This window comes from Pedobacter zeaxanthinifaciens (genome assembly GCF_003313335.1).
In the GTDB taxonomy this organism is placed as follows: Bacteria; Bacteroidota; Bacteroidia; order Sphingobacteriales; family Sphingobacteriaceae; genus Pedobacter; species Pedobacter zeaxanthinifaciens.
Window position 1 is genome coordinate 387,496 of sequence record NZ_QMHP01000003.1, and the last position, 13,073, is coordinate 400,568.

Below are 13,073 nucleotides of genomic sequence, written 5' to 3' on the forward strand. Positions count from 1 at the left end.
CCAAATCTAAAACCTTAATTCGAAATTATAGACATAAACACATTAGTTAATTGACGATTTTGGATTTATGAACAGAACAGACATTGTAAGTCATAAATCTAAATTCGTAAATCTAGAATAATGGACACACAAAGCATCAAACAACGCTTCGGGATTATTGGCAACTCGCCTTTATTAAACCGAGCCATAGATACAGCAAGCCAAGTTGCACCTACTGATATGTCGGTGTTAATTACCGGCGAAAGTGGTAGCGGTAAGGAAGTGTTTTCGCAAATTATACATCAATTGAGCGCTCGTAAACATGGTGCTTTCATTGCTGTAAACTGTGGTGCCATTCCTGAAGGCACAATTGATTCAGAGCTTTTTGGCCACGAAAAAGGTTCGTTTACAGGTGCCCACGAAGCTAGAAAAGGTTATTTTGAAGTAGCAAATGGGGGTACTATTTTTTTAGATGAAGTTGCCGAACTTCCTTTAGGCACCCAAGCTCGCTTATTGAGGATTTTAGAAAGCGGAGAATATTTACGAGTAGGCTCTTCAAAAGTGCAAAAAACCGACGTACGAATTATTGCTGCAACCAATGTTGATGTTTACGATAGCGTTAAAAAAGGCAAGTTCCGTGAAGATTTGTACTACAGGCTAAATACTGTGCCTTTGCGTATTCCGCCGCTTAGAGAACGTAAGGACGATATCTATCTTTTGTTCAGAAAATTTGTATCTGATTTTAGCAACAAATACCGCACCCCTGGCATACAGCTTGAAAATGATGCCGTACAAATGTTAAGTAATTACAGTTGGCCGGGTAACGTAAGGCAGTTAAAAAACATTGCCGAGCAGGTTTGCGTACTTGAAAAAGATAGGAACGTAACTGCACAATCGCTGCTTAACTATATCCCTAACGAGCAAAACAATAACTTACCGATGGCCGTAAATACTTCTAGCAAAGAAGATTTTTCGGAGCGAGACATCCTTTATAAAGTTTTATTCGACATGAAAAAGGATATGGTAGAGCTTAAAAAACTGGTAGCAGAAATTATACAGAATGGCGGCGGCAATATGGCTCATGTTATTGCAGACAATCCACAGTTTATCAATCAGCTGTATCAAGAGGTAGATTCGAACAATCATTCTGCCGAGCCTACGTTAACTATCAAACATCCTTCGCAAAGCAACCCCAACGATTATAATTTTGCCCACGATGCAGAGGAAGTGGAAGAGTCGTTATCTTTAGTTGATAAAGAATCTGACCTGATTAAAAAGGCATTGAAAAAACACAAAGGCAAACGCAAATTTGCAGCGCAGGAGTTAGGAATTTCAGAGCGTACACTTTACAGGAAAATAAAAGAGCTAAATTTATAAGCGGATGAAAAGATTATTTTTGCTTTTAGCGGTGGTATTGGCTTTTGCTAGCTGTAGCTATAAATTTAATGGGGCCTCTATTCCTCCAACCATGAAAACCATTAATGTAAGGTTTTTTGAAAACAGAGCGCCTTTAGTGGTACCTACGCTAGCCCAAACTTTTACGGAAGATTTAAAAGAACGTATTCGTACACAAAGCAGGCTGAGCATTACCACTGGCGAAGCCGATGCCATCATGGAGGGCGAAATCACTGGTTACGACATCAAACCTATTGCCTTTACCGATAACCGTCAGCCTACAGCTGGCGCAAATCGTTTAACCATAACGGTGTCAGTTACTTACACCAACAACTTAGATACTGGAAAAGTAAAAACGAGCTTTAAGGAAACGTTCAGTGCTTTTAAAGATTTTACCCTATCTAGCGGAACGTTACAAAGTCAAGAACAGGCCCTTATTAAACAGGTGAACCAACAGCTTACTGAAAATATTTTTAACCGTGCCTTTGCGCAATGGTAATTTTTTTATCTTTCAATTGTTAACTTAGCGCAATGGAGTTGAAAATAGAGATGAAGCAGCAATTGGATCAGTTACTTGCCAAACCAGCAAAGGTGACGCAAAACGACATTCCGTTGTTGCAGGAACTTATTGCAGCTTATCCCTACTATCAACCATTATATTTATTACTGGCCAAAGCGTCTAAAGATACTGCTCAACAACAGGAAGCTTTAACCAAAGCCGCACTTTACAATAACGGTTTTATTTTACACAGGGTGATTCACTCGCCGCAGCAACTAGTTGCCCTACAAGATGTTGAAGTAACCCAATATGCCACTTGGAATAAGGTACACACTGAGGTTTCAAATGAGGATGTTCCAGCAAATATCCCTAGCAAGGAGAGCCTTATCATAGAAGATGCTCCTGAAATAGAAAATTTAGCTCCCCTTGCTCACGAAATTATTGAAGTTGAAATTTCAACTGAAGTTGCTGAGGGTAAAGCTGAGCAACAGGACGAAGAAACTGCACCAAATGCCGCAGTGCTCAATAATGATTATCCTTTTCCGGAGATTGAAAATATTGAGCCTTTACAAAGTGAAATCATCAAAGTTTGTGACGCCTCTTCTGCGGCAGAAGATCCCGCTACAGCGGAGCCAGACGAACAAGAAACCTTTGAAGAAATTAATGAGCTTGTAATCCCTGCAGATTTTTCAATTTCAGATGACTACGAAATTGCAGCTAGTACTAGCTCGCAACCAAATGAAGAAATAGACTTAGCAGACGATAACTTTAGTGCCGAAACTTTTGCCGCAACTGATTTTTTTGCATTTGATTTAAGCGCTACAGTTACTGATGAAGTGCAAGTTGCTGAAGACGAAAATATTGCAGAAGAACAACCTGAGCCCGAAACACCTAACGTAGAGAAAACGGTTACAGAAAACGTAATCAGTAAGTATGATGACGATAAGCTGCCGTTTACTTTTTTATGGTGGTTGGCCAAAACACGCAAAGACCATGAGCAAATTTTTAGGCCTTTTGTTTCAAGCACTAAAGGACTAGCGCCAGCGCAACATTTGCAGCAGCAATACGTGGAAAACATATTTCATTTACAGGCACCTTTTGAGCTAGAAAATGAATTGGAACAGCCGGTAGAACCAAAAAATAAAAAGGAAAATGAAATTATCGAATCGTTTATTAAAAATGATCCGCAGATAAAAGCTTTACCGCCAAATCAAATTAATACAGAAAATAAAGCCAAAAAAAGTGCAGAGGATGGCAATGATTTGGTATCAGAAACCTTAGCACAAATTTATATTGAGCAAATGCTTTATCACAAGGCGATAGATACTTATCAAAAATTAAGTTTGAAATTCCCAGAAAAAAGCCGTTACTTTGCCGACCTTATACAATCTTTAGAAAAGAAAATTTAAAATTATTATAACATATGTTAACCTTAGTTATTGTTTTATTAGTAATTGCTTGTGTTGGACTAGGCTTATTTGTATTGATACAAAACCCTAAAGGTGGCGGTTTAGCTACTGGTGGCGCTAGCAGCAACATGTTTGGCGTGCAACGTACTGGTGACGTTTTAGAAAAAGGCACTTGGATTTTGTTAGCGTTTATCGTGGTATTTTCTTTAGCAATTACTGCAATGAGCAAATCAGGTTCAACTGGTGGTACAGGTTCAAAAATTGACGATCACATCAACAAAGCGGCTACTCCTTCTCCAATTGGAGGTGCGTTGCCAACAAAATCTGCTACTCCGGCTGCTACACCTGCAAAAGCTGATAGCACTAAAAATTAATTTCAAATAAACGAAATATAAATGTAGGCTCCTTAGTTAACCGCTAAGGAGCTTTTTTTGTACAGCTATTTCTGGATTTGATCATTATAGCACTTTAAAAACGGCGGTCGAATTTAGCCATCCTTGATTTTATTTTCAGAGGCCATTGCTAAATAGCCCCGACAGCAATGGAAAGCCCACAGGCTAGCGTAGCGCAGCCGAGGACTTGTAATGTATGGCGGGACTACAATGGCATAGCTACCCAGGATTTGCGCTTCATCATCATGGCATATCGGCAACAACAACTCTGTCACTCTGACACGCAAAAAATCCAGCTTTTTTTACTTAACTGACATTACGGTGAAAATTTGTCAAGTCAACTCTATTGGCACAAAAAGTGATAAAACCTTAACAGTTAAAATTAAATCATTTATAAAACCAATAATATTATTAGAGTTATGGCTTTAAATTTAAAACCAATTGGAGACAGGATTGTAGTAGAAGCTGCTCCTGCCGAAGAAAAAACAGCGTCGGGTATTTATATTCCTGATACCGCTAAAGAAAAACCTCAACAAGGAACTGTAGTTGCTGTTGGTGCTGGTAAAAAAGATGAACCAATGACTGTTAAAGTTGGTGACGTGGTGCTTTACGGCAAATTCGCTGGTACTGAGGTGTCACACGAAGGGAAAGAATATTTAATTATGCGTGAAGGTGATATTTACGCGGTAATAGGATAACATTAAAATTAGCAGATGCGATAATTGGTGAATAAGCTAATTATCCAATCGTCAAATTATCAAATTTCATAAAAGAAATGGCAAAACAAGTAAGATATAACGTTGAAGCTCGTGACGCACTTAAAAAAGGTGTGGATACTTTAGCAAATGCAGTAAAAGTAACTTTAGGTCCAAAAGGACGTAACGTAATCATCGATAAAAAATTTGGCTCACCAGCAATCACTAAAGATGGTGTATCGGTAGCTAAGGAAATTGATTTGAAAGACCCAATTGAAAACATGGGTGCGCAAATGGTAAAAGAAGTAGCTAGCAAAACTGCGGATATTGCAGGTGATGGTACTACTACTGCTACTGTTTTAGCACAGGCAATTGTTACTGCTGGTATTAAAAACGTTGCTGCTGGAGCTAATCCAATGGATTTAAAACGCGGTATTGATAAAGCGGTAGCTGCAGTGGTTGAGAACTTGAGAACTCAATCGCAAACTGTAGGTGAAGACAACAATAAAATTAAGCAAGTTGCTTCAATTTCAGCAAATAACGACGAAGTAATTGGTTCGTTAATTGCAGAAGCAATGCAAAAAGTAGGTAAAGATGGTGTAATTACTGTGGAAGAAGCAAAAGGTACTGAAACAGAAGTAAAAACTGTGGAAGGTATGCAATTCGATAGAGGTTATCTTTCTCCATACTTCGTAACTAACGCAGATAAAATGGAAGCTGAATTAGATTCGCCTTTCATCTTGATCTACGACAAAAAAATCAGCAACATGAAAGAATTGTTGCCAGTATTGGAAAAAACTGTACAAACTGGCAAACCGCTTTTGATTATTGCTGAAGATTTAGATGGCGAAGCTTTAGCTACTTTGGTAGTAAACAAAATCCGTGGCTCGCTGAAAGTGGCTGCTGTTAAAGCTCCAGGTTTTGGCGATAGAAGAAAAGCAATGTTGGAAGACATCGCTATTTTAACTGGCGGTACTGTAATTTCTGAGGAAAGAGGTTACAAACTTGAAAACGCTGACCTTTCTTACTTAGGTACTGCTGAAAAAGTAGTAGTTGATAAAGATAACACTACAGTAATCAACGGTTCTGGTAAAACTGAAGATATCAAAGCTCGCGTAGGTCAAATCAAAGCTCAAATTGAAACGACAACTTCGGATTACGATAAAGAAAAATTACAAGAGCGCTTAGCTAAACTTTCTGGTGGTGTAGCTGTACTTTATGTAGGTGCTGCTTCGGAAGTTGAAATGAAAGAGAAAAAAGACCGCGTTGACGATGCTTTACATGCTACTCGTGCAGCAGTAGAAGAAGGTATTGTTGCTGGTGGTGGTGTAGCATTCATCCGTGCTGTAGCGTCAATTACTGATTTAAAAGGTGATAATGAAGACGAAACTACCGGTATTGCAATTGTTCGTCGTGCTATCGAAGAGCCTTTACGTCAAATTTGCGAAAACGCAGGTATCGAAGGTTCAATTGTAGTACAAAAAGTAAAAGAAGGTACTGCTGATTTCGGTTACAATGCCCGCACTGATGTTTACGAAAACTTAATTAGTGCAGGTGTAATTGACCCAACTAAAGTATCTCGTGTTGCTTTGGAAAACGCTGCATCAATTGCAGCAATGCTGTTAACTACCGAAGTGGTATTAGCTGATGAGCCTGAAGAGGCTGGCGCTGGTGCTCACTCACACCCTCCAATGGGCGGCGGTATGGGCGGCATGATGTAGAAGCCCCTCTAAACCTCCCCAAAGGGGAGACTTTAAATAGCAAAATCCCTCAAGACGAAAGTTTTGAGGGATTTTTTCTTTTACACCCTGTCATTCAGACGTTAGGGGAAATCTATTTTACACTAAGTTTTTTAAAGATAGCTTTCATATTTTGAAGCGCCCATCAGCTACTCCTGTCTCCCGAAAATCTCGAATTTACTTCGGGAGTTTTTCGCCACAATCTTTTTGTTGTGCACTGTTATCCTGAGCCTGTGGAAGGAGGTCCATTGGCAACAGATGCTTCGATAAACTCAGCCTGGCACTGAAACCAACAGACTGGAAAACAAAACGTATTTCCGCTTCAATTTGGGCTAGTTAACAAAGTCAGCCTCGCATCCAATTCTTTGTCATGTTCCATGCCCCTTGTCCGTATCCGACTTTCTGCTTTCTGACTTACGGACTTCTCAACTTTCCAACTTACCCAACTTCCTGACTTGCGGACTAAAAAACTTTTCGCTTTTCACTTTTTACTTTCTACTTTTAACTCATGTGGGAAATTTTAGGCGATAGAAATCAATTCCTTACCATCACAGAGGTAAACAAGTTTTTGCTGGCCATTTTACTTTGCGGCTTAATTGGTGCTGAACGGGAATATCGGAGCAAATCTGCAGGTTTAAAAACCATGATCATGATTGGCCTCGGTTCAGCTTTGTTCACTGTTTTATCGGTAAAAATTGCCGATGGCAGTCACGATCGTATTGCATCTAACATTGTAACGGGCATAGGCTTTTTAGGTGCTGGTGTCATCTTTAAGGAAGAAAGCCGGGTGAAAGGACTAACCACCGCCTGCGTAATTTGGATTGTTGCCGCTATTGGCATGGCAGTTGGCTCAGGCTATTTCATCCAAGCGGTTGGCGTAACTGCGGTAGTTTTGCTTTCTTTATTAATCTTTCCTTACGTGGAAAACATTGCCGATCGCCGCTTCACCAGACGTACCTACCGCATTGTAAAAAAATACCAAAACAAGGATTTGGACAACTACGAATTGATTTTTAAGCAGCATAAGTTAAAGCCAACCCGTGGCAAACACCAGCTGGCTAACGGCATCATCACCGGCACTTGGGATGCGATTGGTAGTCCGGCCAAACACCACGAATTTGTAGAAACGATGCTCCGTGACCAGAGCATTATCGAGTTTGATTTTTAAGAATTTTCGTCTTCGCTTGTAACAGCAGTCTTCTCTTCTCGCAGCTCTTTGAAAAATACGTCTTTGCGCTGCTGCAAGGCTAAAAGTTTTTCATCAATCACATAAGTATCCGACCACCTATCGTGCCAAGGTACGCAGGGCTGGCCAAAAGCACTTAATGCGTTAAAAGGTACTGCTCTCACGAAATTTCTAGTTAACAATTGTATAAATGTTGGTGGTGCCCCATGTACATTAATAGCCCTAGTACCGGTAATTAGTTTACCCAACGATTTACCTTGAAAAGCCGCCTCAATGGTAAACATTATAACTGCATATAAAAGCAAAGAGACAACACGATCCAACACGGGGTTGATATCGTTGTAGGGAATTGCTCCCGGAAATGCAATCTCTAACAAGAAGCCGAGAAAAAACATAATTACATAGAATGCAACTAAATCAATTAAATAATTAACCAACCTCTTGTTGGTATTAGCTCTGCAATATTCTAAATCAATTTCTTCTAAGTCTTTTATTTGTACCATATTTTCTATTCCATTATTTTAAAGAAAGGCAAAGTACAGCTGTATTTTGCTTTAACATTTTGACCGCGTAGCGTTGCGGGTTTCCATTTTGGCATATTCATTAGCGCCTCTGTTAAGTCGCTTTTAACTTGCTGATTGGTAAAAGCGTAATCAAAAACTACGCTAGCTACATTTCCATTTTCATTAATCGTCAAATGAACTAAAATCCGACTATCACCAAAGTCATATTTCTTAATTGTTGGCACATACTTTTTGTAAAATTGAGTGTCCATCAAATAAAGATCGGCGATGTGGTTGTTGGTATATTTATAATTTGGTGCAGTAAACAATTTCGAATAACTGATTTTCTTACCCGCCGTCATTAACTCTCCACGCTTTAAAATACCTTTCTTATAGTGCTCCAGGTATAATTTTGTACCCGAGGAATTTTTACCCTTCCAAACACCATCTTTAAAACCATCAACATAATTTCCTTCTTCGGTATAATATTCTCCCAAATAATTTAAACGCTCAATTAAATATCCTTTGCCATTCTCTATCAACGTTTTACCTGTACTATCTGCCAAATAATTTAGCTTAAATAAATCATGTCCGAAATTTGGTAGCTCGTTTACATCGCCTCCTGCCCTGTCAAAATCATAGCCCTCTCCAACACTTATCTTTTCCGATTTTCGAAATAAAATTCCATTATTGAAGTATTCCGTTATTAAGCCTTTACTTTTTCCGTATTCAAAACTAAACTCCTGAACTTTTACGCTATTTTCATTGTAAACTTTAAAATCTCCATGGTATATAATCCTATTATTGAAAAAATAACCCGATCCAGTTAGTTTCAATTTCTTATTAGATGTATAGAAATCACTAAAAGAAAAAATTTCTGCGCCAGTTTTTTTGATTTCGCGAATTATAAAGGCATCATGAATACCATTTACTTGCCTATCGTTACGATCAAAATAAAGTACTTGCGTTTCTTGTCCTCGAGTAAAGAAATACGAAAAACAGAAGAAGATTGATAATAGCGTTGTTTTCATTAGGATATTTGGTAGTATAAAATTAATAAAATATAAGAATTATCAAAATTTGCCCTAATAATTTCCATTTGAATAAAAGCATAAGCCCATTTCAAACAAATCACAAAACAATTGTAGCTTTGTACCATGTCCAACGAGCAGATATCAGTTTTCGACATTTTTAAGATAGGCATTGGCCCATCTAGTTCACATACGCTTGGCCCTTGGAGGGCAGCACAGCAGTTTACTAAAAGCTTGGCTTCGCAAGGCTTACTAGCTGATGTAGTACAGGTAAAAATACTGTTGTATGGCTCCTTGGCCAAAACCGGTAAGGGACACGGTACTGATATTGCCATTTTGTTGGGCTTGGCCGGTGGCGATCCCGTTACGTTTGATGTGAATGCCATCGATAGTACTGTTGCAGCAATCAAAGAAACTCAGCAATTGCTACTTGCTGGTCAAATGAAAATTGCTTTTTCTTATCAGGATGATTTGATATTCCTATTCGCAGAAAGCCTGCCATTTCACCCAAATGCGGTAACTTTTCAAGCATTTTTATCTACTGGCAAAGCCATTTCGGAAACATATTACAGCATTGGTGGCGGATTTGTTGTGAAGGAAGGGCAGGACAGTAGCGAAAAAGAGCAGGTTGAACTCCCTTTTCCAATTGAAAAAGCAAGCGAACTTTTACATTGGTGCCTAACCACGGGCCTTAAAGTGAGCGAAATTGTAATGGAAAATGAGGCCTCTTGGCGTACAGAGGCAGAAACTAAAAAGGGCATTTTACAGCACTTTAATGTGATTAGAGATTGTATTTTTAGAGGTTGTCACACTTCTGGCTTTTTACCCGGTGGCTTAGAAGTTGCCAGGAGAGCTGCCAAATTAAATCAGCGTTTAATTGGTGAGCAAACCTACACCGACTACGATAGTTGGATTGTTGCCATTAGAAATGGAGGGATGGGCTTTAACTACATTTTAGACTGGGTAAGCTGCTTTGCATTGGCCGTGAACGAGGAAAATGCTGCTTTTGGTCGTGTGGTAACTGCGCCTACCAATGGTGCTGCAGGCGTTATTCCTGCGGTGCTGCAATACTTCATCACTTTTTGTGACGGCTATACAGAAGATAAAATTATTCAGTTTATTGCCTGTGCTAGTGAAATAGGAAGTATTTTCAAGAAAGGCGCTACCATATCTGCCGCAATGGGCGGCTGCCAAGCAGAAATTGGCGTATCATCAGCAATGGCCGCAGCAGCTTTAACGGAGTGCTTGGGTGGTTCACAACGCCAAGTGCTTATGGCCGCTGAAATAGCCATGGAACACCATTTAGGCTTAACCTGCGATCCTATTGGCGGATTGGTGCAAATTCCTTGCATAGAACGCAATACCATGGGTGCTATAAAAGCCATTACCGCCAGTCAGTTAGCACTACAAAGTAACCCAGATAAAGCTAAAGTGAGTTTGGATGCCGTAGTAAATACCATGTGGGAAACTGCATTAGACATGAATGCTAAGTACAAAGAAACCTCTGATGGAGGCTTGGCTACCAAAGTGCCAATTAGCTTGCCAGAATGTTAGTTTAGGTGAAAAGTGGAAAGTAAAAATATGATCTCTTGGCCAGCAAATAGGTGTAGAAGAAATCAGTTGAAAACCTTACCACAACCACACCAACAACTTTAATAATAAAACAACTTAGCCATTTTCTGTCATTTGACGGGCCACTTCCTGTGCTTGCAAATCATCGCTTTGCGAAAGCTCCTTTACAATGTTTTCCCTGTTAACCTTTGGATGATTTTGGCTGAGCTTAAATATACCATCCAAGCTAGTAACGACAATTTCAAATCCTGCTATTGCCTTTAAATGTTTTTCAACATAATCATCCGCTAAATGATGAAATGCAGCTGGGCTATCCTTGCCCTCGTATTGATTGGTAAGCGCCTCAATTGCCAATCTCGTTTCTTCGGAAGAAAGCAGTTTAATTTTACCCACCGCCTGTACCGAACTGTAGTTCCAAGTGGATGCAGACGCAGGATTTTCATACACTGCAGCACTTACATAAGCGTGTGCGCCATGAAACAGCACCAACACATTTTCGTTAGCTAAAAACGCTTCGTGATGATCAGTTTTGCGCATAATGTGCCCAAGCAACTTGATTTCACCGTCTATTACTTTGATTTGCAGCGGAACTTGTGTGGCAGCAGGAACATTTTCATTTGCACCAATTACTACGGCAAAGGAATGCGCCTGCATAAAGGCTAACAACTTATCGTTATCCTTTTCTAAGAAACTACCAACTTTATACATTTTTAGAATTTAACGCTCAGTACGCCCCTATAGTCAGTTACGCTGGAAGGAGACCATTTACTGCCACTTGTAAGTAAGCGTATGGCTTCCTCATCCTGTAGTTTACCCACAGAATTGTCTACTTTAATATCAACAGGACTACCATCAGCCGAAATACTGAAGCTTAGCACTACTATTTGCGAACCAGTTGTAAATAATTTGTTTTCCTTTCGGAGATATTCCTCGTAAGCTTTCCAACCAATTTTTGGGGCGCCAAATGCATTTTTAACGGCTTTCTTTGATTTTTCCGAATCACTAACAGCTACCACTTCTCTCAACACGTGTGCATCTTCATCCAGACTCACTTTTAGCGGCTCGTTTACTTTAGCTTCAATATTTTTTCTTGCGAAGCCTAATGATGCCACTTCTATAGTAACTTTCTCTGATAAATCCTTTCCAACAGGCAAGGTAAATTCGCCACTCCTGTTGGTAATTGCCCTGATGTCGTCTCCCACCATTTTCACATCAGCACCAGAAATTGGCCGTCCGTAGACATCATATACCGTACCTTTAAGTGATTTCAAGTTAGGATCTGTTTTAGCCTGAATGCCGCTCACTCTACCGTCCAAGGCTTGTACCGGCGATACCGGTGCTACTGTAGGAACGCCTATCATGGTTTGCTGCGTAAAAGTACTCTTCTTTAAGGCTGCACTTGTTGTTCTTTGTTCAAGAGATGTAGAGTCAAAATAGCTTGCTTTATCAGCTGAGTTATTTTTAGCAACCATATTATTTCTCTTGGCTAGCACGTTACCTAAAGCTTGTGTTACCTTTTTATCCAACACCTTATTTGCATTTCCCGTATTGGCTAGCGTATCTACTGGCGCTGCAGCGGCTACTTTTGGTTCAAGGTTTACTTCTATTCCTTTAGCACGTTTTGCAGCTGCTAATTGCTCTTGTTCGCGTCTATTGCTTTCACGCATCATAAACAATACGCCAACGGTAATAAAAAGTACCGCAGCAGTTGCCGCAATGCTAAGGCGATGAGAGGTGAGTTGCCATCTTTTTCGCTCAACAGGCTTCTCCGCCACTCGTTCTTGCAGTTGTTTTTGCAAAAACGATAAGGATTGGGTACGCTTTTTAGCTTCCGTTAAACCTGCTAAAGCTTGGGCCACAAAAGGGTCTTCGAGCGAAACGCGTTCCACCTTATGCATTGTGCTAGCATCCAACCTGCCTTCCAGGTAGTCGTCTAACACATCAATATCTAACCAATCATTATTGCCCACTGTTCTTTTCAATACAAATTTTCAAATTGCGTTTTCCATTTTGGATGTAGCTTTTAACTTTGAGCATATCGTAACCCGTAATTTCGGCAACTTCTTTATAGCATTTTTCTTGAAGATAAAATAAATCTACACTTTTTCTTTGTTCTTCCGAAAGGGTTTCCATGCACTTTTCCATGATGGTTAACTGAGTTTCCTTTGTGTTGTCGATATCAAGATGCACAAACTCATCATTTTCCACAAAATTTTCATCAATTGTTACCGTAGGGTTTTTGCTAGACTTGCGTAAAGCCATGAGGCAATGATTACGGGTAAGCACATGGAGCCAACTTTTGAAATTCTGAACTTGATGTACCCTCAATTTAGTAACCAGTTCTTCAAAAATTTGCATTACTGCATCCTTACTTTGCTCTTCATCCTTCAAATAATTAAAGCATACCCCAAAAACCAAATGCATATACCTGTTGTAAAGTGCCCCTAATACTTCTAAATCGCCGCTTTTTTGATAAGCCGCAACTAAGGAAAGATCGTCCTGCTCCATGCGTTCAACACGTTCTCGATCTCCATTTTTAGAGGTATTTTTTATAAATCTCAATGTATTCGGATTCCTAATTTATTTCCAAGTATAAAAATATTTTTTGAGATGGGTATGGAAAATTGTGGATAGCTACATCTAAGCCTTAAACGGATTAATCAAGTTGGGATT

The 13,073-nt window shown here is 39.6% G+C and carries 13 protein-coding genes; 8 read left to right on the forward strand and 5 right to left on the reverse strand.

The features are described 5' to 3' along the window. The first annotated feature begins 120 nt into the window (after positions 1-120). The 7 genes from DUT68_RS06650 (at position 121) to DUT68_RS06680 (ending at position 7,276) form a co-directional block, all read left to right on the forward strand. A complete protein-coding gene (locus DUT68_RS06650) occupies positions 121-1,356 on the forward strand; it encodes a sigma-54 interaction domain-containing protein (protein WP_113636859.1) in 1,236 nt (411 codons plus the stop codon). 4 nt (positions 1,357-1,360) lie between these two features. Then, a complete protein-coding gene (locus DUT68_RS06655; protein WP_113636861.1) occupies positions 1,361-1,873 on the forward strand; it encodes an LptE family protein in 513 nt (170 codons plus the stop codon). A gap of 32 nt (positions 1,874-1,905) precedes the next feature. Further along, positions 1,906-3,282: a hypothetical protein gene (locus DUT68_RS06660; RefSeq protein WP_113636863.1), complete on the forward strand. Its 1,377-nt coding sequence runs from the start codon at positions 1,906-1,908 to the stop codon at positions 3,280-3,282. 14 nt (positions 3,283-3,296) lie between these two features. Further along, positions 3,297-3,656 carry a preprotein translocase subunit SecG gene (secG, locus tag DUT68_RS06665; RefSeq protein WP_113636864.1) on the forward strand — a complete coding sequence of 120 codons (360 nt, stop codon included), beginning with the start codon at positions 3,297-3,299 and terminating at the stop codon, positions 3,654-3,656. A 437-nt stretch (positions 3,657-4,093) separates the two neighbouring features. Continuing rightward, positions 4,094-4,372 (forward strand): co-chaperone GroES, encoded by a 279-nt coding sequence (locus tag DUT68_RS06670; RefSeq protein ID WP_113636866.1) that lies wholly within the window; start codon positions 4,094-4,096, stop codon positions 4,370-4,372. A 77-nt stretch (positions 4,373-4,449) separates the two neighbouring features. Beyond that, on the forward strand, positions 4,450-6,090 hold the full coding sequence (gene groL / locus DUT68_RS06675) for a chaperonin GroEL (RefSeq protein ID WP_113636868.1): 1,641 nt from the start codon (positions 4,450-4,452) through the stop codon (positions 6,088-6,090). Positions 6,091-6,616: 526 nt separating this feature from the next. Further along, on the forward strand, positions 6,617-7,276 hold the full coding sequence (locus DUT68_RS06680) for an MgtC/SapB family protein (protein ID WP_113636870.1): 660 nt from the start codon (positions 6,617-6,619) through the stop codon (positions 7,274-7,276). Here DUT68_RS06680 and DUT68_RS06685 read toward each other — a convergent pair. Both DUT68_RS06685 and DUT68_RS06690 read right to left on the reverse strand, forming a co-directional pair. Continuing rightward, a complete protein-coding gene (locus DUT68_RS06685; protein WP_113636871.1) occupies positions 7,273-7,797 on the reverse strand; it encodes an RDD family protein in 525 nt (174 codons plus the stop codon). The two genes, DUT68_RS06680 and DUT68_RS06685, sit on opposite strands and share 4 nt — an antisense overlap. A 5-nt stretch (positions 7,798-7,802) precedes the next feature. After that, positions 7,803-8,828, reverse strand: coding sequence for a hypothetical protein (locus DUT68_RS06690; RefSeq protein WP_113636873.1), 1,026 nt, complete (start codon positions 8,826-8,828; stop codon positions 7,803-7,805). Between the two features lie 126 nt (positions 8,829-8,954). Between DUT68_RS06690 and DUT68_RS06695 the strand changes: the two genes are divergently transcribed. Then, positions 8,955-10,382: an L-serine ammonia-lyase gene (locus tag DUT68_RS06695; RefSeq protein WP_113636875.1), complete on the forward strand. Its 1,428-nt coding sequence runs from the start codon at positions 8,955-8,957 to the stop codon at positions 10,380-10,382. 114 nt (positions 10,383-10,496) lie between these two features. Here the strand turns inward: DUT68_RS06695 and DUT68_RS06700 are convergent, their stop codons facing one another. From DUT68_RS06700 to DUT68_RS06710, 3 genes are read right to left on the reverse strand one after another with little or no spacing between them, the layout of a single operon-like run. Continuing rightward, positions 10,497-11,108, reverse strand: a complete 612-nt coding sequence (locus tag DUT68_RS06700) for an FMN-binding negative transcriptional regulator (RefSeq protein ID WP_113636877.1) — start codon at positions 11,106-11,108, stop codon at positions 10,497-10,499. Positions 11,109-11,110: 2 nt separating this feature from the next. Further along, positions 11,111-12,382 carry a carboxypeptidase-like regulatory domain-containing protein gene (locus DUT68_RS06705; RefSeq protein ID WP_157960789.1) on the reverse strand — a complete coding sequence of 424 codons (1,272 nt, stop codon included), beginning with the start codon at positions 12,380-12,382 and terminating at the stop codon, positions 11,111-11,113. After that, positions 12,360-12,962, reverse strand: coding sequence for an RNA polymerase sigma factor (locus tag DUT68_RS06710; protein WP_370738853.1), 603 nt, complete (start codon positions 12,960-12,962; stop codon positions 12,360-12,362). The genes DUT68_RS06705 and DUT68_RS06710 overlap by 23 nt, the downstream gene beginning before the upstream one ends. Between the last annotated feature and the right edge of the window lie 111 nt (positions 12,963-13,073).

Coding starts and splice junctions, on each gene's coding strand:
- DUT68_RS06650 (WP_113636859.1), top strand. CDS start 121: ATGGACACACAAAGCATCAAACAACGCTTCGGGATTATTGGCAACTCG.
- DUT68_RS06655 (WP_113636861.1), top strand. CDS start 1,361: ATGAAAAGATTATTTTTGCTTTTAGCGGTGGTATTGGCTTTTGCTAGC.
- DUT68_RS06660 (WP_113636863.1), top strand. CDS start 1,906: ATGGAGTTGAAAATAGAGATGAAGCAGCAATTGGATCAGTTACTTGCC.
- secG (WP_113636864.1), top strand. CDS start 3,297: ATGTTAACCTTAGTTATTGTTTTATTAGTAATTGCTTGTGTTGGACTA.
- DUT68_RS06670 (WP_113636866.1), top strand. CDS start 4,094: ATGGCTTTAAATTTAAAACCAATTGGAGACAGGATTGTAGTAGAAGCT.
- groL (WP_113636868.1), top strand. CDS start 4,450: ATGGCAAAACAAGTAAGATATAACGTTGAAGCTCGTGACGCACTTAAA.
- DUT68_RS06680 (WP_113636870.1), top strand. CDS start 6,617: ATGTGGGAAATTTTAGGCGATAGAAATCAATTCCTTACCATCACAGAG.
- DUT68_RS06685 (WP_113636871.1), bottom strand. CDS start 7,797: ATGGTACAAATAAAAGACTTAGAAGAAATTGATTTAGAATATTGCAGA.
- DUT68_RS06690 (WP_113636873.1), bottom strand. CDS start 8,828: ATGAAAACAACGCTATTATCAATCTTCTTCTGTTTTTCGTATTTCTTT.
- DUT68_RS06695 (WP_113636875.1), top strand. CDS start 8,955: ATGTCCAACGAGCAGATATCAGTTTTCGACATTTTTAAGATAGGCATT.
- DUT68_RS06700 (WP_113636877.1), bottom strand. CDS start 11,108: ATGTATAAAGTTGGTAGTTTCTTAGAAAAGGATAACGATAAGTTGTTA.